The sequence below is a fragment of the Bradyrhizobium sp. USDA 4506 genome (genome assembly GCF_054058795.1).
This window is the reverse complement of record NZ_JBSSBM010000002.1, coordinates 7,390,280-7,412,072: the sequence shown is the minus strand read 5'-3', so window position 1 is coordinate 7,412,072 and position 21,793 is coordinate 7,390,280. Positions and strand designations below refer to the sequence as shown.

Below are 21,793 nucleotides of genomic sequence, written 5' to 3'. Positions count from 1 at the left end.
TCTTGCAACCGCGCGGGGAACATGTTGGATGATTTCATTGGTTAATTCGCCGCCCGAGTCGCCTCCATGCCCAGCCTGTTCCGCTTCCTGACGGTCGTCGCCGTGATTTTCGGGATCGGCTACGGCATCGTCTTCGCGCTGGCGAATTTCGTGCACCCGAAACCGCGGGAAATGACGGTGACCATCCCACCGGATAAGTTCCTCAAGAAATAGACGCTATGATTCCGGCATGCCCGCTGCTGCCAAAAATCCCGCCAAGACCCTCGCCAAGTCCTCCGACGCCAGACTGACCGCGTTGTTCCTCGACATGCTCGCCGCGGAACAGGGCGCAGGCGCCAACACGCTCGACGCCTACCGGCGCGACCTCACCGATTTCTCCGACTACCTCGCCCATGCCGGCGCCGATTTCACCAGCGCCGACACCGAGACGCTGCGTGGCTACCTCGCCGACCTCGATGTCAGAGGCTTCAAGTCGACCAGCGTGGCGCGGCGGCTGTCGGCGATGCGGCATCTCTACCGTTTCCTGCTCAATGAGCGGGTCCGCACCGACGATCCGGCCGCGATCCTGTCCGGCCCGAAGCGCGGCCGCGGCCTGCCCAAGGTGCTGTCGATCGCCGATGTCGACCGCATGCTGACCCGCGCCAAGGAACTGACCCAGACCGACGTCTCGCCGGCGCAGCGGCTGCGCGCGCTGCGGCTGTATTGCCTGCTCGAGGTGCTCTACGCCACCGGCCTGCGCGTCTCCGAGCTGGTGTCGCTGCCGGTCTCGGCGGCGCGGCGCGATGCGCGGATGATCGTGGTGCGCGGCAAGGGCAACAAGGAGCGGCTGGTGCCGCTGAACGACGCCTCGCGCCAGGCGATGGCAGACTATCTCGCAGCGCTGGAGGTGATGCAGCCGAAGGCGAAGAAGGCCGCGCCGGCGAAATGGCTGTTTCCGTCCTCCGGCGAGAGCGGCCATCTGACCCGGCAGCATTTCGCCCGCGATCTGAAGGAGCTCGCGAGCGCCTCCGGCCTTGCGCCGCGGCTGGTCTCCCCGCACGTGCTGCGTCATGCGTTTGCCAGCCATCTGCTGCACAATGGCGCGGACCTGCGCATCGTGCAGACCCTGCTCGGCCACACCGACATCTCGACCACCCAGATCTACACCCATGTGGTCGAGGAGCGGCTGAAGAGCCTGGTCCGCGACCTGCATCCGTTGGCGGAGAAGTCCTAGGGATCCGTAGCCCGGATGAAGCGCAGCGAAATCCGGGAATGGAATATCGGTCGATATAGCTCCCCGGATTGCGCTTCGCTCCATCCGGGCTACGCGCGTGGAGACCTCGATACCTTCATCTGATCCGCCTTGACTTCCGCTTCGTCTCCGCAGAAAGAGCGTCACCTGCTTGCGATCCCGAAGCGTGCATTCCACCCGGATGCGCGTTAACCGTTTGAAGTTACAAAGCTTCTCTTTCCGACGCCGAAACCGCTTCGCCCCTCGCACCGATCTTCCCTATATTGAGTTGATGCCCGACCCGATGCGCAGCTATCTCGACTTCGAAAAACCTGTCGCCGAGCTTGAATCCAAGATCGACGAGTTGCGCACGCTTGCCGCGAGCGGCAGCGACATCGGCGACGAGGTCGCGCGGATCGAGGACAAGGCGGCGCAGGCGCTCACCGAGCTCTATTCCAATCTGACGCCGTGGCAGAAGACGCTGGTGGCGCGGCATCCGCAGCGACCGCACTTCACCGATTTCATCGGCGGCCTGATCACCGAATTCACGCCGATGGCCGGCGACCGCAAATTCGCCGACGACGAGGCCCTGGTCGGCGGCTTCGGCCGCTTCCGCGGCGAGAGCATCTGTGTGGTCGGCCAGGAGAAGGGCGCCACCACCGAGAGCCGCATCAAGCACAATTTCGGCATGGCGCGCCCCGAAGGCTACCGCAAGGCGGTGCGCCTGATGGAAATGGCCGACCGGTTCGGCATCCCGGTGCTGTCGATCGTCGATTCCGCCGGCGCCTATCCCGGCATCGGCGCCGAGGAACGCGGCCAGGCCGAGGCGATCGCGCGCTCGACCGACGCCTGCCTGTCGCTCGGTGTGCCCAATGTCGCGATCGTCACCGGCGAAGGCATGTCGGGCGGCGCCATCGCCATCACCACGGCGAACCGCGTCCTGATGATGGAGCACGCGATCTACAGCGTGATCTCGCCGGAGGCGGCATCCTCGATCCTGTGGCGCGACGGCACCAAGGCGCAGGAAGCCGCCAACAGCATGAAGATCACCGCCCAGGACATGCTGCGCTTCGGCGTGATCGACCAGATCCTGAAGGAGCCCTCCGGCGGCGCTCATCGCGACCCGGGCGCGATGATCGCGACCACGGGCGATGCCATCGCCCAGGCGCTCAACGACCTACGAAATCTTGATCCGGACGCGATTCGCAAACAGCGGCGCCAGAAGTTTCTCGATATCGGCCGCAAGCTCGGCTGAGGCGCCCAAACCGCCCGATTTTTCGCCCAAATCGACCAATTTTGCCCTAATTGGGCCCCGAGCCGGGTCTTTAACATTCCTTGAACCATGCCTGCTACCGTGAGGGCTGTCCGCCCCGGTTCAGGTTGCGAGCAGGGGTCGTCGAAGGCTAATATTTTACACAATGGCTTCAGGGCATATTCGCCGTGTTGGGGTCGCGAAAATCGCCCGGTGGGTGTGGAGCTCGGACTTGACTCATCGCACGCTCGTACGCGCGCTTCTGACCTCGGCGGTCCTCGCCGCAGGCGTCATGCTCGCCGGTTGTGACAGCGACCAGATCTCGCTCGCGCAGAACGCCAAGGCCAACCAGCCGGTCCCGCCAAAGCTCGTCGCTGCCATGACCGAAAAGGACATGGACATGCAGTCGCCGATCCTGGTGCGGCTGTTCAAGCAGGAGGCCGAGCTCGAGGTCTGGAAGCAAAACCGCTCCGGCCAGTTCGCGCTGCTCAAGACCTATCCGATCTGCCGCTGGTCGGGCGACCTCGGTCCGAAGGTCCGCGAAGGCGACCGCCAGGCGCCCGAAGGGTTCTATTCGATCAACCCGAGCCAGATGAACCCGCAATCGGCCTATTACCTGTCGTTCAACACCGGCTATCCCAACGCCTTCGACAAGGCGCTCGGCCGCACCGGCTCGCAGCTGATGGTGCACGGCGATTGCTCCTCGCGCGGCTGCTACGCGATGACGGACGAGCAGATCGCAGAGATCTACTCGCTCGGCCGCGAATCCTTCTTCGGCGGCCAGAAGGCGTTCCAGCTGCAGGCCTATCCGTTCCGGATGACGCCGGTGAACATGGCCAAGCACCGCAACAATCCGAACATGCCTTTCTGGAAGATGATCAAGGAAGGCTATGATCATTTCGAGGTGACCAAGCAGGAGCCGAGGGTCGACTTCTGCGAAAAGAAGTACGTGTTCGACGCGGTGAAGGCGCCGGGCGCGACACGCGATCCGGTGTTCGACGCCTCCGCGAGGTGCCCGGCCTATGTGATCCCCGAGGAGATCGCGAGCGCCGTGCACGAGAAGGAGCAGAAGGACGCCGCCGAGACCGCCAAGCTGGTGTCCAAGGGCACGCCCGTTGCGCGCCTCAACACCGGCATCGACGGCGGCATGAACGCGATCTTCGCCTCGAAGATTCCGGAAGGAAACACCGGCCTCTCCGAAGGCGGCGACAGCCAGGCGCTGGCATCGATGTCGCTGGCACGCGCGCCCGGCACGATCCCCGGTACGGTCAATCCGCCGAAGCCCAATCTCGCGGTCCAGCAGGAAGAGCCGGTCGTGGCGACGACGTCGTCCACCGCATCGTCAGCCGGCACCCGCGTTGCCTCGGCGAACCCGTCCGACAAATCCGCCTCTGACAAGTCCGCCTCTGACAAATCCACCTCTGACAAGTCCGAAGGCTTCTTCTCCAGCTTCGCGCGCAAGGTCGGCATCGGCGGCACCGCCGACGCCAGCAAGACGACCGCGCCGCCGGCTCCGGCCGCTGCTGCCCCGGCCAAGCCCAAGGTCGCCGAGACCAAGCCGCAATCAGTGGTTCGCGTCGCCCCCAAGGCTGAGCCGAAGCAGGCCGCCAAGCCCGCGCCGAAGCCCGCAATGACCACGGCCGCAGCCGCTGCACCGGCCCCGTCGTCGTCGACCCAACTCGCCGGCTCCGCGCCTGTGGTGCAGACCAACTCGTTCGACACCCGCTTCTCGGCGGTGAAGTAGGCGGGGCGCGTCTGCGCGAAGACAGCTCGCTGCCGCTCGTCGCAATGCTGCTGTAGCGCAAACTATTTCCAGCCGTCGTCCCTGCGAAAGTGTTTGGTCCCGTATGATTGGCGAGGGCCCGCATTGGGGCCTGGTAGCGGAGGCATTTGAGCCTGGTTCGATTGTAGTCGTGGACGAATTTGGCGATGAAGGTGTCTCGATCGGCGTGATCGATGAAGGTCCGCCGGGCGCTGCCACGCTTTGTTTCGCGGCCAATGGCTTCGGCGATGCGCCGGTTGAAACGTTCGACGAGTCCGTTGGTCTGCGGATGGTAGGGCTTGGTCAGGCGATGCTGGATGCCGCACTGTCGGCAGAGTTGATCAAAGGGGTGGTCGCCGGAAGGCTTCCCGGGCGGCTTGTTCTTCTTGTCGACGGCGAAGCGGTCGGTGAACTCGGCACCGTTGTCGGTGAGGATAGTGTGAACCTGGTGCGGAAAATCAGCCAGGAAGCGCTTAAGGAAACCGGTCGCGGTCGCTCCGTCCCGCTTGGAATGGACCTCGACAAAGACGTAGCGGGTGGCTCGGTCGATGGCGACAAAGGCATAGCTGGTGCGGCGCTGCAGTGCCGGCAGATACTTCACGTCGATATGGATGAAGCCGATACTGGCATTCTCGAAGACGCCGGCTTTGGGCTTGTCAGGCTTGGCAAGCCGGCTGATGCCATTGCGCTGCAGGCAGCGGTGAATAGCACTACGGGACAGCTTGGCGTTGATGCATCGCCGCATCACCTCAACGATGTCGTCCAGCGGCAATTGGAGCGACGTCCGCAGTTCACAAACGGCCCTTTCTTCAACCGCGGAGAGGCTGGTCGTGAGGTTCTTCGGCCGGTGCGAGCGGTCTTCGACCGTCGTGCGGCTGCGCCAGCGATAAATCGTGGTCTCGCTGCCCCCCAATTCGGCCGCCAACTGAGCGACCGACTTCCGGCTGCGCTGGATGTAGGCACGTGTCTTCGGCGTCGTCGTGGCGTTCGCGTGCAAGCTCAGTTCCATGACACGAGGCGCTCCCTAACAAAGGCCACGCCTCGTTCTACACCGATTCCATCCAACCAATCTGCAGGGACCAAACACGAAAGCAGGGACCCATAACCACCGAACTTGATCGTGAATGGGATCGTGGCCCCAGCGTCGCGCAACAACTCTCATTTGGGGTAATGGGTCCTGGCTTTCGCCAGGACGACATTGAGTGTGTGGCGCGGTCTGCGAGTCACACCACAACGTTCTCGCGACATGATTTGTCCGAGCTTTGCTCTTCGTTCCGCCCTCTCCGTTGGCAGAGCGCGCAGGGAAAGCCGGGCGCCGATCGCACCCAAAGCGTCAGGCCTGCACGATTTCGCCGTCCGCGTTGCGTGCTTTCGTCAGTACCGCGCGCAGACGCCTCGTCGCTGCCGCACCGCCACGCTCGCAGGTTCGAACACCACGCTCCGTCACCGTCGCATGCACGTTGACCGTTACATTCCGTGGCTTTCGAAAACCTTCTTGCAGCTTCGGCTCAGGCTGGCCCGCTTCATCTGAAGACAGTTCTGCACGGCACCGTCATTGCCGAGGTCCTTCCGGCAGAAGCGCTGTGCATCGCGGGTGCACGCGCTCTGTTCCGATGGCGTACCGGAATGCTGCGCCAACGCGGCACTGCTGCTCATCACCGCAGCAGCAACAAGAGCTGCAATCGAAATATAGCGCATTGTGACTTCCTCCCGCGGCCTAACGGGCAGCCGGGGCGCTTCGTTCCTTTGGGAACCCGGATTCCATCCTACTTCGGCCGCGGGTCCTCAAGCCCCTTGCCGGGATCTTCCAGATGCCCGGTGCGCGCGAGGTCGACGGCGGCGCCGAGCGCCAGCGCGACATTGCGCACCTGTTCCTGGAAGGCCCTGTCTTCGTCGAGATCGCGGTGCGACGTCGCATAGGGCTTCATGTAGCCGACATAGCCATCGATTTCGGCCCTGCCGCCGGCCGAGATCAACTCCATGTCGGTGAGCCAGTCCGCAAGGAAGCGGCGGCATGTTTCCGCACCGACGCTGTCGCCGTGGACCACGATGCCGAAATGCCGGCCGCGCAAATGCTTGGGGTATGGCCAGCCCTTGAGTTCGAGCGCCTTGGCTTTGCTCGCGGTCTTGCCGTGGGTCGAGGTCGGATCGGGATTGCCGCCATCGGCGCAGACCAGGCGATCGATCATCGCCCTGAGTCCGGTCGGCGTCTGGTACCAGTTGACCGGCGAGATGATCATGATGCCGTGCGCGCGCACCCACAGCGGATAGATCTCGTTCATCCAGTCGTCGGTTTGCCCGAGCGAGTGGTTCGGATAGCAGCTGCACGGCCAGTGGCAAAGCGCCATCGAGGTCGACACGCAGGACTTGCAGGGGTGAATCTCCCTGCCGAACTCGGACGTCAGCCGCGACAGATCGAGCACATCGACCGCCAAGCCCATCTCGCGGAAGGCGGCCTCGGCGATCTCGACCATGCGCCAGCTTTTGGACATCTCGCCGGGACACGTATGTTCGCTGCGCGAGGAGCCGTTGATCAGCAGGATATGCGGCGCTTCGTTTGGATCGTCGTGCCTGCGCTGCGCTTCATCGATGGCATCGCGCGCGGACAGCCAATCGACCGCGAGATCATAGTCGGGATCGGCAAAACCGGGGCCCGGCCTTGCGGGTAACCGGCGCCTTGCGCGAATGACGATAGGCGTCCCAGGCGCCGGCGAGGATTGTCGCAAGCTCCGTCTGCATGGATTGAACGACCGGATCGGCAAATCGCTTGCGGTAGCGCCGTTCGAATTCATCGCGCGAAAGCTTGACCGGCGGCATCCCCTTGCGAACGTCCGGCTCCTTCATCGAGACCTCTCCCGCCTACAATCCATCGCCCGCCGTGCATCCCGGTTAGCGCGCGAAACCTCGGGATTGAGCCTTGGGATCAGGTCGAGACGGGCAAGAGTTCAAGAGCATCGATCTGCATTTGGTTCCTTGCACGCCGGTTAGGACCCATGCCGCGCCTGGTGCGTTGGATGGGAACCTGACCATGGATACGACAACCAGAGTTCGAGCACGCCGCCAGCGAGGCGCCCCCTTCCCGATCACCATTCGCCCGACCGCGGCGGACGCCATGATCGCGCGTGCGATCGCCCGCAACACCGCACCTGCGCCGGAAGAGATCGCCCGCACGCTGACCTGGGGCGCTGACGAAAAGGTCCTGCTTGTGCTCGCCGCCGCAGGCTGGCTCGCCTCACGCGGGCGCGGCGCCTCGCTCGAGCGCGCCGGCAATCACGCGCTGCTGGTGACGGTCGCAGCATCGCTGCTGCCGCATGGCCTGAAGTTGCTGTTCAACCAGACTCGCCCGGATCGCCTGACCGTGGCCGGCCATGCCAACGGCATCCCGATCTCTGGCAGGCGCGACGACGCCTTCCCATCCGGCCACGCGCTGCATATGGGCGCGCTGGCGTCGGCGGCAGCGACATTGCCCGCCGGCGCGCGCCGCCCAATCCAGGCACTCGCGGTCGGCCTCTCGCTGACGCGCATTATGGTTCTCGCACACTGGACGAGCGACGTGATCGCGGGATTCGGGCTCGGAGCACTTCTCGAGCGGCTGCTGCGATTGTGGACCGGCTATCCCGGTGACGATCCACCGCGGGGCAAGGCGCGATGAGCGAATATGTCATCCGCTTTCTCGTGGGCGGGGCCGTGGTGTCGGCCTTCGCGATGCTGGGTGACGTGCTGCGTCCGAAGAGCTTCGCCGGGCTGTTCGGCGCGGCGCCGTCGGTTGCGCTCGCCACCCTCGGCATCGCCGTGTACCAGCACGGCACCGACTATGCCGGCCTGCAGAGCCGCGCGATGATGGCTGGCGCCGTTGCGCTTGCCATCTATAGCTTCGTGGTCTGCCAATTGCTGATTCGCGCGAGGCTCCGCGCTGCCCCCGCCACCTTGCTGGCGCTTGTCGTCTGGCTCGCGATCGTCTTCGGCTTGCTGGGCGTTGCCGGAGGACAGGCATGACACCGGTCCGCGTCTCACTGTCCTCGCTCAGGGAAAGCCGCTGGACCGAATATCTGATCCGCTTCGTGCTCGGTGGCGGCGCCACTGTCCTGACCGGCCTGATCAGCAGCACTTGCGGCGCCTATGTCGGCGGCGCCTTTCTTGCACTCCCCGCCATCTTCTGCGCCAGCGCCACCCTGATCGAGAAGCATGAAATCCGCCGCAAGCGGAACGCCGGCCTCGATGGCACGTGGCGCGGGCAGCAGGCCGCGGCGCTCGATGCGGCGGGCGCTGCGCTCGGCGCGGTCGGCATGCTGGCATTTGCTGTCGTCTTCCTGCTGACGGTCGATCGCAGCGTGCCGGCCGCCTTCATCGCCGCATCGCTGGCCTGGCTGATCTGCTCGGTCGCGACCTGGTATGTGCGTCGCGAGATGCGATCGGCACGGCGGACGCCGGGAGACGGCGTGATCGGCCGCAAGGCCGATCGCCTGCCGCACTGAAGCCTGCTACGGCGCCAGATAGCGCAGCAGTTCGGGATCGCTCCGCACCTCGCTCGCGCCGCCCTGCAGCGCGACGCGGCCGCGGTCCAGCACATAGGCATAGTCGGCGACGCGCAGCGCGAGGTCGAGATGCTGCTCGACGATCACGACCGAGATGCTTTTGGCGAGCTCGATCAGCCGTTCGGTGATCTCCTCGATCACGCCGATCCAGACGCCTTCGGTCGGCTCGTCCAGCAGCAGCAGCTTCGGATTGCCGAGCATGGCGCGGCCGATCGCCAGCATCTTGCGCTCGCCGCCGGACAGCGTGCCGGCCGGCTGGTCGAGCCGCTGGCCGAGTTTCGGGAAGATCGTCAGCACGCGATCGACCGCGCTGGCATCGGAATTGAACAGCGACCCGACCGCGAGGTTGTCGCGCACCGACAGGCGGGCGAACACCGAATGCTCCTGCGGCACATAGCCGATGCCGGAGCGCACCCGCTCCTCGGTGCGGCGGCGGGTGATGTCGCGGCCGTCGAAGAACAACTCGCCCTGCGAGCTCGTGAGCTCGCCGACGATGGTCTTCATCAGCGTGGTCTTGCCGGCGCCGTTGCGGCCGAGCACGGCGACGCCGCCGCGCCAGGGAATGCCGATGTTGACATCGAACAGGACCTGGCTGCGGCCATAACCGGCATCGAGATGCCGGATATCGAGGAAGGTTTGCTCAGGCACGGCGAAGATAGATCTCCTGGACGCTTTTGTTGGCCTGGATTTCCGCGACCGTTCCCGAGGCCAGCACCTTGCCCTGGTCGAGCACGGTGAGGCGGTCGCAGATGTCGCGGATGAAATCGAGGTCGTGTTCGACGATGACGAGCGAGCAATGCTGCTTGATCGGCTGCAACAGCTCGCCGGTGACGCGGCGCTCCTCGAGGCTCATGCCGCCGGTCGGCTCGTCCAGCAGCAACAGCCGTGGCTTGCCGGCGAGCGCCATCGCGATCTCGAGCCATTGCTGCTGGCCGTGCGACAGCGCCGCGGCGGCATCATGCGCGCGATCGGCGAGCCGGAACTGGGTCAGCATCGTCATCACCTGATCGTGCAGCTTCTTGCGGGTGCGCGACAGCACCAGGTCGAACAGCGAGCAGTGCGCCTGCAGCGCCAGCAGGATGTTGTCATACAGCGTCAGCGTCGGCAGCACCGAGGTGATCTGGAACTTCAGGCTCATGCCGGCGCGGGCGCGCTCGGTCGGCGTGAACGCCGTGATGTCGGTGTTGATGAAGCTGACCTTGCCGGTGGTCGGCACCTCGGCGCCGGCGACGCATTTCATCAGCGTGCTCTTGCCCGAGCCGTTCGGGCCGATCAGGCCGTGGAACTCGTTCTCGCCGACGGTCAGCGCCGCACCGTCGAGCGCGGTCAGCTTGCCGAACACTTTGCTGATGCCTTGCGCCTCAAGGAGCGGCATTGCCGGTCTCCTTCGGGGCTTTGCCGAAACTGCCGACCCGCTCGCGCTCGCCGAGCACGAAGGAGATCAGCCCGAGCGGCCGGAACATGATGACGAGCAGCAGCAGCACGCCGAGGATGATCGGCCAGACGTCGCGGTAATTGTCCGACAGCCAGAAGCTGACGCCCTCGATGATCACGGTGCCGATCACGGCGCCGATCAGCGTGCCGGAGCCGCCGAACAGGACGTAGAGCACGACCTGGGTCGAGAACACGACGCCCAGCATGTTGGGCCAGACGAAGCCCTCGTGGAAGGCATAGAGGCTGCCGGCGAGACCGGCGATGGTGCCGCCGACCGCGAAGATGATCGCCTTCAGGTGCTGCGCCTTGTAGCCGAAGAAGGCGATGCGCTGCTCGTTCTCGCGCAGCCCCGCGAGCGCGAGGCCAAATTGCGAGCGCACCAGGAAGCGGCAGAGCAGGTAGACGACCACGAGGATGCCGAGCACCATGTAGTAGTAGATCGGGCCCTCCTCGAACTCGTAGCTGCCGAGGGTGAGCGGCGGGATCGACGGGATGCCGTTCTGGCCGCCGAGATAATACCAGCCGCGCGCCAGCCGGTCCGCGGCATAGGAGCCGGTGAGGGTGCCGAGCGAGACGAAGATCACGCTCGAGGGATAACGCCCGAGCAGCAGGAAGCCGCCGAGCAGCAGCGACGCAGTGAGCCCGATCAGCGTGCCGGCAGGCAGGATCAGGAGGATCGAGGTGACATTGAGATCGCGTGCCAAGAGCGCCACGCCGTAGCCGGCGGCGCCGAAGAACAGCGCCTGGCCGAAGCTCATGATGCCGGCATAGCCCCACACCAGGTCGAACGACAGGGCGAACAACGCGAGGATCACCACGCGGGTGGCGAACACCGTCAGATAGTCCTGCAGCACCCATGGCAGGACCAGTGCGATCAGCAGCACCAGCCCTTCCACGATCGGCAGGACCTTCCATCCTGCCGATACCCGTCCCGCCGGCGCGCTTGCGGCCGGTGCACCCTCGCCCGTCACGACATCTGGTTCCTCACCGACGCGTGCGACAGCCTCTCTTGCTCCAGCCATGGATCGCTCAGCATTCCTTGGGATCAACGAGACCGTCGCTGCGCGCGACGATCTCATAGTTCCCGCCTTTGGCAACAGCGGTGTACATCTTCATCTTGCAATGACGCTTGCCCGGCACCATCTCCGCCGGTCCGCCCGGCCCTTCGGCGATCTTGGCGTGGTCGAGCGCGGCCGCAACGGAGTCGCGGTCGACCTTGCCGGCCTCCTTGACCGCCGCCTCCCACAGCTTGAGGCCGCGATAGGTTCCGGTGGCGGCGCTGCCGGCCGCGAACAGGAAGTTGCCGGGGAAATCCTTCTCATAGGCTGCCTGGAGCTTGGCGTCGAACGGATCCTCCTTGGTCAGCACCTTGAAATAGTCGAGGCAGCTCGCAAGGCCCTCGATCTCGTTGGCCTGATTGATGTTGAGCGTGTTCTCGTCATAGTAGACGCAGGCGAGCCGCCCGCCGTTCTTGAGGAAGCCGGCTTCATAGAGCTGCTTGAAGAACGGACCGACGCCGGGCGGGATCACGGTGTTGAAGACGACGTCGACCTTGTTGGAGATGACGCGGTTGACGGTGGCCGAGAAGTCGACCTGGTCGAGCGGGTAGTATTCCTCGAACACCACCTCGCCGCCGCTCGACTCGATCACCTTGCGGGCGTAGACGTTGAGCGTGTGCGGCCAGACATAGTTGGCGCTCGGCAGCGCGAATTTCTTGCCGCCGTTCTTGATCAGCCAGGGAATGAAGGTGTCGCATTGCTGCGCCGGGGTCGGTCCGGTGCAGAACAGATAGGGCGTGCACTCCTTGCCCTCGTAGAGCTGCGGATAGATGTAGAGCGTCTTGCCGCGCGCCACGATCGGATCCTTGATCGCGTTGCGCATCGACGAGGTGATGCCGCCGAGCACCATGTCGACCTTGTCGCGCTGGATCAGCTTGCGGACATTGCCGACCGCGACCGATTCGTTCGAGGCGGTGTCCTCGATATAGAGCTCGAGCGGCCGGCCGAGCAGGCCGCCGCCGGCGTTGATCTCCTTGATCACCATCTTGGCGACGTTGGCGTCGGCGTTGCCGGCATAGGCGATCGGGCCGGTCAGGTCGGTCGCGATGCCGACCTTGATCGGTCCCTCGGCGGCGTTGGCCCAGTCGGGCCTGACCACCCAGCTGCCGACCCCGGTCGCGAGCGCGCCGGTCGCGAACGCGAAATTGCTCATGAAGCGGCGGCGCGTGAGATTGGTGCGATCGAACATCTGACTAAACCCCTTTTCCCGATATGAGGCCCTGCGGGCGGAATTTGATGAAGGCAATTGCGAGCACGAAGACGAGGACGTCGGCGACGACCGGAGACATCACCCATGGCAGCGCCGCGCTGAGCGTGCCGATCACACCGGCGCCGGCGACCGGACCGATGAAGGAGCCGACCCCACCGACCATCACGGCGACGAAGCCCTGGATCAGGAAGCGGATGCCGAGGTCGGCAAACAGGCTGAACACCGGCACGATCAGCGCGCCGGCAAGCCCGGCCAGTGCCGCGCCGAACGCGAAGGTCGCCCCGTAGATCAGGGGCGTCGAGATGCCCGACGCGCGCGCCAGCGCCGGATTCTCCAGCGTGGCGCGGACCCGAAGCCCGAACGAGGTGCGCGCCAGCAAGAGATAGCAGCCACCCATCACCAACAGCGTGATCACGATGATGGTGAAGCGCCAGGCCGAGATGTGGACCGAGCCGAGGTCGATCGAGCCGCCGATCGGCTCCGGCACCGTGAGATAGAAGCCGCCGATCAGGCCGCGCACGCTTTCGCGGATGATCAGGCCGAGCGCATAGGTGCCGAGCATCGCCACGATCGGCGCGGCGTAGAAGCGCCGGATTATGAGCGCCTCGAGCACGAAGCCGATCGCGCCGACCACGAAGGGCGCCGCGACCATGCCGGCCCAGACCGGTGCGCCATGGGCGTAGGCCAGATAGGTGACATAGGCCCCGAGCAGGACGAACTCGCCCTGCGCGAAGTTGAAGATGCCCATCATGCTGGCGATGATGCCGAGCCCGAGCACCACCAGCACGATGATCGCGCCGAAGCTCACGATCTCGAACGCCGCGGCAAAAGTGCTAGCCATGTCGTTCGATCCGGCGTTCGATCCATCCAGCCTGCGTCTGCAACAAGCGGCGCCTCACATCTTCTTCCAGTCGCCGGCCTGCTCGAAGGCGTGCGCGGCGCGGTAGATGGTGGATTCCTCGAACATCCGGCCGACCAGCATCAACCCGACCGGCAGGCCATCGACCATGCCGCAGGGCAGCGACATCGCCGGGTGATGGGTGATGTCGAACGGCGCGGTGTTGGTGATCATCTCGAGCGCGCGGGCGACATAGTCCTCGCGGCTGGCATTGGCCGCCGGCAAAGGCGGCGCCTTCATCGGCGTGGTCGGCAGCAGCAGCAGGTCGTAATCCTTGAACGCCTTGTCATAGGCCGCGGTGAGGCGGCGGGAGATGTTGAGCGCCTTGCCGTAGAAGCGCGGACCGAAATTGTTGTGGATGTAGGTGCCGAGCATCATGAACAGCTTGGTCGTTTCCGACAGCGAATCCGCCTGGCGGCGCCAGCCGCGATGGAAGTCCATCAGCGAGGTCGAATAGAGGTCGGGCCGGCTGAGGCCGTAGCCGTCGCCGAACATCATGGTCTGGGTCAGGCCTTCGGTGCCGATCGGGGTCCAGATCGCGGGGCCGACCATGTGCATCGGGATCGACACGGTGTCGACCGACGCGCCGAGGTCCTTGAGGCGCTTGGCCGCCTCGCGCACGCTTTCATTGACCGCGGCCTCCGCGGTCGGCTGCTCGAAGCCTTCCCTGAGGATGCCGATCTTCATGCCCTTGACGCCTTTGCCCAGCGCCTTGGTGTAATCCTCGACCTTGGGCGCCTTGATGCGCGGATCGTAGCCGTCGTCACCGGCGATCACTTCGAGCAGCAGCGCGTTGTCCTCCACCGTCGCGGTCATCGGTCCGGTGTGGTCGACGAAAATCTCGATCGGCATGATGCCGGTATAGGGCACGAGGCCCCAGGTCGGCTTCATGCCGTAGGTGCCGCAGAACGAGGACGGCATGCGGATCGAGCCGCCCTGGTCGCCGCCGATCGCCATGTCGACCTCGCCGAGCGCGACCACGACGCCGGAGCCCGACGACGAGCCCCCGGCCGAGTAGCCCATCTTGTGCGGATTGTGCACCGCTCCGTAGGAGTTGGTGTGGCTGCCGCCGGACAGGCAGAAGTGCTCGCAATGGGTCTTGCCGGCGATCTCGGCGCCGGCATCGAGCATGCGCGTGACGATGGTGGCGTCGAAATCGGGGATATAGCCTTCCAGCGTCGACGAGCCGTTCGTCATCGGCACGCCGGCCAGCATGATGTTGTCCTTCAGCGCCACCGTCTTGCCCTTGAGCTTGCCGGAGGCCGCGCCCTTCACGGTCGACTTGTAGTACCAGGCGTTGCGCGGGTTCTCCTCTGGCGCCGGGCGATAGCCGGGCGTGCGCGGATATTTCACCGCAGGCAGTTCGTCCGGCATCGCGGCGATCACGTTGTAGGCGTCGATCGAGCCCTGCATCAGGCCGCGGAACGAGGCCACATCCTCATCGGTCAGTGACAGGCCGCACTGCTCGGCGACGGCACGAAGTTGCGTTGGCGTGGGAAGGACGACGGTCACGGCGCTCTCCTGATAGCTTTTGATCTTTGGATTTGATCCCTCGACGCAGGGCGCAGCGGCGCGTTGCCCACGCGAACCGCTCACCCCGCTGCTGTATTCAAAACGGAAATATTTTCCTTTTCAAGTATTATTTCGCAAAACCTTCCGGCGAAGCTGTCGCACTGCTCAGATCGCCTTGATCACCCTGAAGTCGAGGCCATCGGCTTCCGCAAGATACATCGGCATCCTGGCATGGCCGCTGCGCACCGTGACCGGACCGCGCGGGCCGCGATAGACGAGGTTGTCCGCCGCCGCGAGCAGCGGCCGCATGTCCAGCGTGCCGGCGCGCTTGGCGGCGGCCTCGAGCAGGCAGAAGCCTTCATAGGCGGACTCGCTGCACGAGCCGACCGGCGGCGCGAACGCACCGAACATCGCGCGATAGCGGTCCCTGAAATCGTCGCCGGCCTGCGAGCCGACGGAGGGGAAATAGCCGGAGGCGCAGTACAGGTTCTCGGTCTTGTCGGCGCCGATGCCGAGCAGCGCCGTCTCGTCGAAACAGCCGGCAAAGCGCAGCGTGGTAGCGGCAAGGCCGGCATCGGCGAAGGCGCGGTTGAAGGTCACGCTGTCGGTGCCGATCAGCGAGATCAGCACGACATCGGGCTTCGCGGCGCGGATGCGTTCCAGCTGCGCCTCGTGATTATCCTCGCCGACCGGCACGAACTCCTCGCCGACCACGAGACCGCCGGTCTCCTTGATGTAACGCTTCACCGCGCGGTGCGACTGCCATGGCCAGACATAATCGCTGCCGATCAGGTACCAGCGCGAGGCGCGCTTCGCCTCGGCCAGCCAGTGGATCGACGGCCGGTTCTGCCAGCGCGGCGTCTCGCCGATCGCAATGACGCCCGGCGTCCGCTCGCCACCCTCATAGACCGGCGTGTAGATGTAGGGGATCTTGCTGCGGGTGATCAGGCCACGCAACGCGACGCGCACCGCGCTGGTGTGCATGCCCATGATGAGATCGACGTCGTCGGATGCGATCGCCTGCTCGGCGCGATCGAGCACGTCCTCGATCGGTCCGCCGGCGTCATAGACCGAGAACTCGACCTCGCGGCCGAGGATGCCGCCGCGCCGGTTGATGTCGGCGACGGCGAGCTGTGCGCTCGAGGTCGCGGCCGGTCCCCACATCCCGGGCGAACCGGTGCAGCAGACGAAGCCGGCGATCCGCAGCCGGCTGCGCGCACCGCGCGGACCGAAACCGTCCCGATCCATCGGGGAAAAGACCCGATCGGACCGCGCCGACGTCAGGTTCCGGAACAGCAGGGAAGGCGGGCATGGAAGGCCGCCATACCTGCTGCTCGAGGTTCGGGCCATGACGTAGGGCGTCGAATGCACACCTGCTCCTGTCTGGCACCGGCAAGCCGCGCGGCGAGCGCGGCATCGCCCGGTCCATCTAGATCGTCCTGATCACATTGAAGTCGAGACCGTCGGCCTCGGCAAGATAGATCGGCATCTCGGCGCGGCCGTCGCGGATGGTGACGGTGCCGCGCGCGCCGCTGTAGACGAGGTTGTGCGCTGCGGCGGACAACGGTCCGATCGACAGCGAGCGCGCCTGATTGGCCGCCGCCTCGAGAAAGCGCATCCCCTCATAATTGGACTGCCCGACCGAACCGATCGGCGGCGCATGCGCCCCGAACATCGCGCGGTAGCTGGTCCGGAAGTCGTCATTGGCGCGCGAATCGATGCAGCCGAAATAGCCGGAGGCGCAGAACAGGTTTTGGGTCGAGTCCGGGCCGATGCCGAGCATCACGGTCTCGTCCGTCGCGCCGGCGTAACGTAGCGTGGTCGCCGCAAGCCCGGCCTCGGCGAAGGCACGGTTGAACGTGATGCTGTCGGTGCCGATCAGGGAGATCAGCACGACATCGGGCCGTGCTGCGCGAATTCGCGCCAGATGCGGCTCGTGATTGTCCTCGCCGAGCGGGACGAATTCCTCGCCGACGACATGGCCGCCGGCCTCCTTGATGTAGCGCTTCACCGCGCGATGCGACTGCCAGGGCCAGACATAATCGCTGCCGATCAGATACCAGCGCCGCGCCTTCTTGACCTCGGTGAGCCAGTGGATCGCCGGGCGACTCTCGGCGCGCGGCGTCTCGCCGATCGCCATCACCCCGGGCGTCCGCTCGCCGCCCTCATAGACCGGCGTGTAGACATAGGGGATGCGGCCGGCCGTGACCTTGCGCAGCGCGAGCCGCACCGCCGAGATATGCGAGCCCATGATCACGTCGATCTCGTCGAAGGCGATCGCCCGCTCGGCGCGGCGCACCACCTCCTCGATCGGGCCGCCGGCGTCGTACATCGACAATTCGACCTCGCGGCCGCGGATGCCGCCGCGCCGGTTGATCTCGGCGACCGCGAGCATGACGCTGTTGGCGGAGATCGGCCCCCAGATCCCCGGCGCGCCGGAGAAGGTGATGAAATTGCCAATTCTGAGCTTGCTGTCGGTGCCACCACGGCGCGACTTGCCGGGCTTGAGGGTCAAAGCGAGATCGGCCGCGCAGGACGACGGATTTCGAAACAGCAGCGGCGGCGCGACGGGCATGCCGCCATACGCCTGGAAAGAGACCGTCGAGAGCACGCCAACTCCTGTCTGGGAAGCAGTACGCAACGCAGCCAGCGGGCGGTCGCGGCATCCGCCCCTTGGTTGGGGGAATATCCTAGGTGAAAATATTGAATATTCAACAATTGAAGTGCATATAGAAACGGCATGAGTTGCCGGACATTCATTCACCGGGTCAGGAACCAGGTCTCACGCCGTGGCTAAACCGCCGAAAGAAAATTCCCCGATCACCGAACATCTCGCCTACCTGCTGGCGCAAGCCAACCGGGAGATCAACCGGCAGTTGGAGACGCGGCTCGCCAAGGAAGGCGTGCCGGTCGAGCAGTGGCGCATCCTGAAGGTGCTGTCCGACGGCAACGGCCACTCGATGGGCGAGCTTGCGGATGCTGTGCTGCTCAACCATCCGACGCTGACCAAGATGATCGACCGCATGGTGTCGGACGCGCTGGTCTATCGCGTCCAGGATCCCAAGGATCGTCGCAAGGTGCTGATGTTCGTCTCCGACCGCGGCAAGGCGCTGTGCCGGCGGCTCAACTCGCTCGCGGTGAGCCAGGAGGAGCACATCGTCGAGAGCTATGGCGACAAGTCGACCACCGAGCTCAAGCGCCTGCTGGAAAGCCTGATCGGCAGCGCCAATTAGGCCAGCGCCGGCCCGGCGCGCTCTTACCGAAACCATCGAAAAAAGACCGGCAGGAAATGTCGGGATGCGGCGGTTTGGTGCGTCCTCGGGGCGCGCCCTGCGGCGCAGCCTTCGCGCTTGGCCGCGCTGGTCCACCCGATCACTCGCTAGTGAGGATTTCCCGTCATGACTTCGATCACGCCGTTCCTCTGGCTCGACAACAACGTCCGCGACGCGGTTGCCTTCTACCAATCGGTGTTTCCGAACGCCAAGATCGAGACCGTCAGCGATTTCATGGCGAGCTTCGAGCTCGAGGGGCAGCGGTTCCACGCGCTCAATGGCGGGCCGCAGCACAAGTTCAACGAGGCGGTGTCGTTCTTCCTGAGCGTCGAGACCCAGGAGCAGGTGGACTACTTCTGGGAGAAGCTCACCGACGGCGGCCAGGAATCGCGCTGCGGCTGGCTCAAGGACCGCTTCGGCCTGTCCTGGCAGGTGATCCCGACCGCGCTCGGCCGCTATCTCAGCGCCCCTGATCGCAAGGCAGCCGACCGCGCGATGCAGGCGATGCTGAAGATGCAGAAGATCGTGATCGCCGATCTCGACAAGGCCTTCGCCGGCTGAGAGCGATGCGGCTCGACGGGCGCGGGCCAGTCGCCCGCCGCCTCAGCGCGCGCGGCGGCTACGCGTACCGGCCGTGGCAGTGCTTGTACTTCTTGCCAGACCCGCAGGGGCAGTCCTCGTTGCGGCCGACCTTGCCCCAGCTCGCCGGATCGTTCGGATCGCGGTCGGTGGCAATCATCCCCGGCGCCAGCGAGGCCTGGGCGTAGGTCGCCTCGGTCAGGCGGGCCTGCGCGAACTCGTCCTCGCCGGTGTTGGGATCGAGCTTGTGCGCTTCCATCAGCGGCAGCGGCTGCGGCGGCTCCTCCGGCGGCACGATCTCGACCCGCATCAGCTGCGCGGTGACGGCCTCGCGCAGATGCGCGCTCATCTCCTGGAATAGGTTGAAGGCCTCGGTCTTGTACTCCTGCAACGGATCGCGCTGGCCATAGCCGCGCAGGCCGATCACCTGGCGCAAATGGTCGAGCATGATCAGGTGCTCGCGCCAGAGATGGTCCAGCGTCTGCAGCAGGATGGTCTTCTCGACGTAACGCATCACGTCGGGACCCCATTGCGCGACCTTGGCGGCCATGCGCTCGTCGACATGGGTCTCGATGCGCGTCAGCAGCTCCTCGTCGGCGATGCCCTCTTCCTTGGCCCATTCGTCGACCGGCAGATCGACATCGAGCACGCGCTTCAGCTCGTCCTTGAGGCCCGCGGTGTCCCACTGCTCGGCATAGGCGTGCTCGGGAATGTATTTGGTGACCACGTCCTCGACGAAGGCATGGCGCATGTCGGTCACGGTCTCGACGACGCTGTCGTCCTTCATCAGGTCGACGCGCTGGTCGAAGATCACCTTACGCTGGTCGTTCTGGACGTTGTCGAACTTCAAGAGGTTCTTGCGGATGTCGAAGTTGCGCGCCTCGACCTTCTGCTGCGCCTTCTCGAGCGCCTTGTTGATCCAGGGATGGATGATCGCTTCGCCTTCCTGCAAGCCGAGCCGCTGCAGCATGCTGTCGAGCCGGTCGGAGCCGAAGATGCGCATCAGATCGTCTTCCAGCGACAGGAAGAACTTCGAGCGGCCGGGATCGCCCTGACGGCCGGAACGGCCGCGCAGCTGGTTGTCGATGCGGCGGGATTCGTGACGCTCGGAGCCGATGATGTAGAGGCCGCCCGGCTTCTTCACGGTTTTCGCGGGCTTGTTGCCCTTGGCGGGCTCGACCTCGAAATCCTCTTCCGCCTTCAGCACGATCTCGCGGAAGCGCTCGATGTCGGCCTTGATCTGCTCGATCTTCTTGGCCTTCTCGGCCTCATCGGTGATCCCGGCGGTCTCCTGCTGGATCCGCATCTCGAGCGAGCCGCCGAGCTTGATGTCGGTGCCGCGGCCGGCCATGTTGGTCGCGATCGTGATCGCGCCCGGCACGCCGGCTTCCGCGACGATATAGGCTTCCTGCTCGTGGAAGCGCGCGTTCAGCACCGCGAACAGCTTTGCCGGCTTGCCGGCACGCGCGGCGGCGTAGAGCTTCTCCATGCCGGATTCGGACGTGAAGTCGATCTGCTTGTAGCCGTGTTTCTTCAGGTACTCGGCCAGCACTTCCGACTTTTCGATCGACGCCGTGCCGACCAGCACCGGCTGCAGCCGCTTGTTGGCGCGCTCGATCTCGGCAAGGATCGCGGCATATTTCTCGTTCTGGGTGCGGTAGACCTCGTCGTCCTCGTCGAGGCGTGCCACCGGCAGGTTGGTCGGGATCTCCACGACCTCGAGTTTGTAGATGTCGAACAGTTCGTCGGCTTCGGTCAGCGCCGTGCCGGTCATGCCGGACAGCTTCTGGTACATCCGGAAATAGTTCTGGAAGGTGATCGAGGCCAGCGTCTGGTTCTCGGGCTGGACCGTGACGTGCTCCTTGGCTTCCAGCGCCTGGTGCAGGCCTTCCGAATAGCGGCGGCCCTGCATCATGCGGCCGGTGAACTCGTCGATGATGACGACCTCGTCGTCGCGGACGATGTAGTCCTTGTCGCGCGTGAACAGCGTGTGCGCGCGCAGCGCCTGGTTGACGTGATGCACGACGGAGACGTTCTCGACGTCGTACAGCGAGTCGCCCTTGAGCTGGCCGGCGTCGCGCAGCAGGTTCTCCAGCTTCTCCATGCCGCCTTCGGTCAGCGTCACCGTGCGCTGCTTCTCGTCGACCTCGTAGTCGTCCTTCTTGGCGAGATTCGGCATGAAGGTGTCGATGGTGTTGTAGAAATCCGAGCGGTCGTCGAGCGGGCCGGAGATGATCAGCGGCGTGCGCGCCTCGTCGATCAGGATCGAGTCCACTTCGTCGACGATCGCGTAGTAGTGCTCGCGCTGGACCATGTCCTCCAGGCGGTACTTCATGTTGTCGCGCAGATAGTCGAAGCCGTATTCGTTGTTGGTGCCGTAGGTGATGTCGCAGGCATAGGCGGCCTTGCGCTCGGCGTCGTCGAGGCCGTGCACGATCACGCCGGTGGTCAGCCCCAGGAAGGCGTAGATCTGGCCCATCCAGCCGGAGTCGCGGCGGGCGAGGTAGTCGTTGACGGTGACGACGTGGACGCCCTTGCCGGCGAGCGCGTTGAGGTAGACCGCAAGCGTCGCGACCAGCGTCTTGCCTTCGCCGGTCTTCATCTCGGCGATGTCGCCCTCATGCAGCACCATGCCGCCGATCAGCTGAACGTCGAAATGGCGCTGGCCGAGCGTCCGCTTGGCGGCCTCGCGCACCGTGGCGAAGGCCGGAACCAGGATGTCGTCCAGCGTCTTGCCGCTGGCGAGCTGCTGCTTGAATTCGGCGGTGCGGGCCTTGAGCTGATCGTCCGTCAGTTTGACGAGCTCGGGCTCCAGCGCGTTGATGGCGTTGACGCGGGACTGATACCCCTTGACCCGACGGTCGTTGGCGGAGCCGAAAAACTTGCGGGCGAGCGCGCCGATCATGCGAAATTCCTGTTCTTCGGTCTCGAGTTCGGTCTTCGTTCAGTGTTGGAATTCAACTTGGAATTCAGTCTTGGATTACAGCCTGAGATGGTCCGCCGGATCGCCTATCAACTCACCGTGACGCGCTACGGTTCGAGCCCCGGCCCGGGGGCTCCTCCGCCAATTG

At 65.0% G+C, this 21,793-nt stretch carries 19 protein-coding genes and 2 pseudogenes; 9 read left to right on the top strand and 12 right to left on the bottom strand.

The annotated features are described in order from the left end of the window. The first annotated feature begins 66 nt into the window (after positions 1–66). From ACVIHF_RS36985 to ACVIHF_RS36970, 4 genes are all read left to right on the top strand, one after another. Positions 67–213 (top strand): hypothetical protein, encoded by a 147-nt coding sequence (locus tag ACVIHF_RS36985; protein ID WP_016843561.1) that lies wholly within the window; start codon positions 67–69, stop codon positions 211–213. Positions 214–229: 16 nt separating this feature from the next. Beyond that, a complete protein-coding gene (gene xerD, locus ACVIHF_RS36980) occupies positions 230–1,213 on the top strand; it encodes a site-specific tyrosine recombinase XerD (protein ID WP_057015546.1) in 984 nt (327 codons plus the stop codon). A gap of 289 nt (positions 1,214–1,502) precedes the next feature. Beyond that, positions 1,503–2,465, top strand: coding sequence for an acetyl-CoA carboxylase carboxyltransferase subunit alpha (locus ACVIHF_RS36975; protein ID WP_092083128.1), 963 nt, complete (start codon positions 1,503–1,505; stop codon positions 2,463–2,465). 229 nt (positions 2,466–2,694) lie between these two features. Further along, the gene (locus ACVIHF_RS36970) at positions 2,695–4,206 is read left to right on the top strand and encodes a murein L,D-transpeptidase family protein (protein ID WP_310882108.1); all 1,512 of its coding nucleotides are present in this window, start codon (positions 2,695–2,697) and stop codon (positions 4,204–4,206) included. Positions 4,207–4,381: 175 nt separating this feature from the next. On the opposite strand, the pseudogene ACVIHF_RS36965 reads toward ACVIHF_RS36970, so the two are convergent. The 3 genes and pseudogenes from ACVIHF_RS36965 to ACVIHF_RS36955 all read right to left on the bottom strand — a co-directional run. Beyond that, positions 4,382–5,233 (bottom strand): annotated as a pseudogene (locus tag ACVIHF_RS36965) (DDE-type integrase/transposase/recombinase); the annotation flags it as partial. Positions 5,234–5,691: 458 nt separating this feature from the next. After that, positions 5,692–5,922, bottom strand: a complete 231-nt coding sequence (locus tag ACVIHF_RS36960; RefSeq protein ID WP_253606066.1) for a hypothetical protein — start codon at positions 5,920–5,922, stop codon at positions 5,692–5,694. Positions 5,923–5,990: 68 nt separating this feature from the next. Next, positions 5,991–7,068 (bottom strand): annotated as a pseudogene (locus ACVIHF_RS36955) (flavodoxin family protein). Between the two features lie 184 nt (positions 7,069–7,252). Here ACVIHF_RS36955 and ACVIHF_RS36950 point away from each other — a divergent pair. The 3 genes from ACVIHF_RS36950 to ACVIHF_RS36940 are packed head-to-tail and all read left to right on the top strand — an operon-like array spanning position 7,253 to position 8,699. Further along, positions 7,253–7,876 (top strand): phosphatase PAP2 family protein, encoded by a 624-nt coding sequence (locus ACVIHF_RS36950; RefSeq protein WP_456793445.1) that lies wholly within the window; start codon positions 7,253–7,255, stop codon positions 7,874–7,876. After that, positions 7,873–8,220 carry a DUF3147 family protein gene (locus tag ACVIHF_RS36945; RefSeq protein WP_057015633.1) on the top strand — a complete coding sequence of 116 codons (348 nt, stop codon included), beginning with the start codon at positions 7,873–7,875 and terminating at the stop codon, positions 8,218–8,220. The genes ACVIHF_RS36950 and ACVIHF_RS36945 overlap by 4 nt, the downstream gene beginning before the upstream one ends. Beyond that, entirely contained in the window at positions 8,217–8,699 is a 483-nt protein-coding gene (locus ACVIHF_RS36940) for a DUF3147 family protein (RefSeq protein ID WP_253606060.1), read from the top strand. The genes ACVIHF_RS36945 and ACVIHF_RS36940 overlap by 4 nt, the downstream gene beginning before the upstream one ends. A gap of 6 nt (positions 8,700–8,705) precedes the next feature. Here the strand turns inward: ACVIHF_RS36940 and ACVIHF_RS36935 are convergent, their stop codons facing one another. The 8 genes from ACVIHF_RS36935 to ACVIHF_RS36900 form a co-directional block, all read right to left on the bottom strand. Beyond that, a complete protein-coding gene (locus tag ACVIHF_RS36935; protein WP_253606059.1) occupies positions 8,706–9,407 on the bottom strand; it encodes a branched-chain amino acid ABC transporter ATP-binding protein in 702 nt (233 codons plus the stop codon). Continuing rightward, positions 9,400–10,134: an ABC transporter ATP-binding protein gene (locus ACVIHF_RS36930; protein ID WP_028343255.1), complete on the bottom strand. Its 735-nt coding sequence runs from the start codon at positions 10,132–10,134 to the stop codon at positions 9,400–9,402. Before ACVIHF_RS36930 ends, ACVIHF_RS36935 begins: the two co-directional genes overlap by 8 nt. Further along, entirely contained in the window at positions 10,121–11,215 is a 1,095-nt protein-coding gene (locus ACVIHF_RS36925; RefSeq protein WP_456793443.1) for a branched-chain amino acid ABC transporter permease, read from the bottom strand. Before ACVIHF_RS36925 ends, ACVIHF_RS36930 begins: the two co-directional genes overlap by 14 nt. A 7-nt stretch (positions 11,216–11,222) precedes the next feature. Beyond that, positions 11,223–12,440, bottom strand: a complete 1,218-nt coding sequence (locus tag ACVIHF_RS36920; RefSeq protein WP_253606058.1) for a substrate-binding protein — start codon at positions 12,438–12,440, stop codon at positions 11,223–11,225. A 4-nt stretch (positions 12,441–12,444) separates the two neighbouring features. Further along, positions 12,445–13,302 carry a branched-chain amino acid ABC transporter permease gene (locus tag ACVIHF_RS36915; protein ID WP_028337306.1) on the bottom strand — a complete coding sequence of 286 codons (858 nt, stop codon included), beginning with the start codon at positions 13,300–13,302 and terminating at the stop codon, positions 12,445–12,447. Between the two features lie 54 nt (positions 13,303–13,356). Next, entirely contained in the window at positions 13,357–14,871 is a 1,515-nt protein-coding gene (locus ACVIHF_RS36910) for an amidase (protein ID WP_456793442.1), read from the bottom strand. Positions 14,872–15,036: 165 nt separating this feature from the next. Beyond that, complete coding sequence (locus ACVIHF_RS36905) at positions 15,037–16,221, bottom strand: substrate-binding domain-containing protein (protein ID WP_456794162.1); 1,185 nt, start codon at positions 16,219–16,221, stop codon at positions 15,037–15,039. A gap of 79 nt (positions 16,222–16,300) precedes the next feature. Next, a complete protein-coding gene (locus tag ACVIHF_RS36900) occupies positions 16,301–17,482 on the bottom strand; it encodes a substrate-binding domain-containing protein (RefSeq protein ID WP_456793441.1) in 1,182 nt (393 codons plus the stop codon). Between the two features lie 178 nt (positions 17,483–17,660). Here ACVIHF_RS36900 and ACVIHF_RS36895 point away from each other — a divergent pair, with 178 nt between their 5' ends. Both ACVIHF_RS36895 and ACVIHF_RS36890 read left to right on the top strand, forming a co-directional pair. Further along, entirely contained in the window at positions 17,661–18,104 is a 444-nt protein-coding gene (locus ACVIHF_RS36895; RefSeq protein ID WP_016847408.1) for a MarR family winged helix-turn-helix transcriptional regulator, read from the top strand. A 165-nt stretch (positions 18,105–18,269) separates the two neighbouring features. Next, the gene (locus ACVIHF_RS36890) at positions 18,270–18,704 is read left to right on the top strand and encodes a VOC family protein (RefSeq protein ID WP_168858585.1); all 435 of its coding nucleotides are present in this window, start codon (positions 18,270–18,272) and stop codon (positions 18,702–18,704) included. Positions 18,705–18,762: 58 nt separating this feature from the next. Here the strand turns inward: ACVIHF_RS36890 and secA are convergent, their stop codons facing one another. Then, positions 18,763–21,627 carry a preprotein translocase subunit SecA gene (gene secA / locus ACVIHF_RS36885; protein WP_456793440.1) on the bottom strand — a complete coding sequence of 955 codons (2,865 nt, stop codon included), beginning with the start codon at positions 21,625–21,627 and terminating at the stop codon, positions 18,763–18,765. Positions 21,628–21,793: the final 166 nt, after the last annotated feature.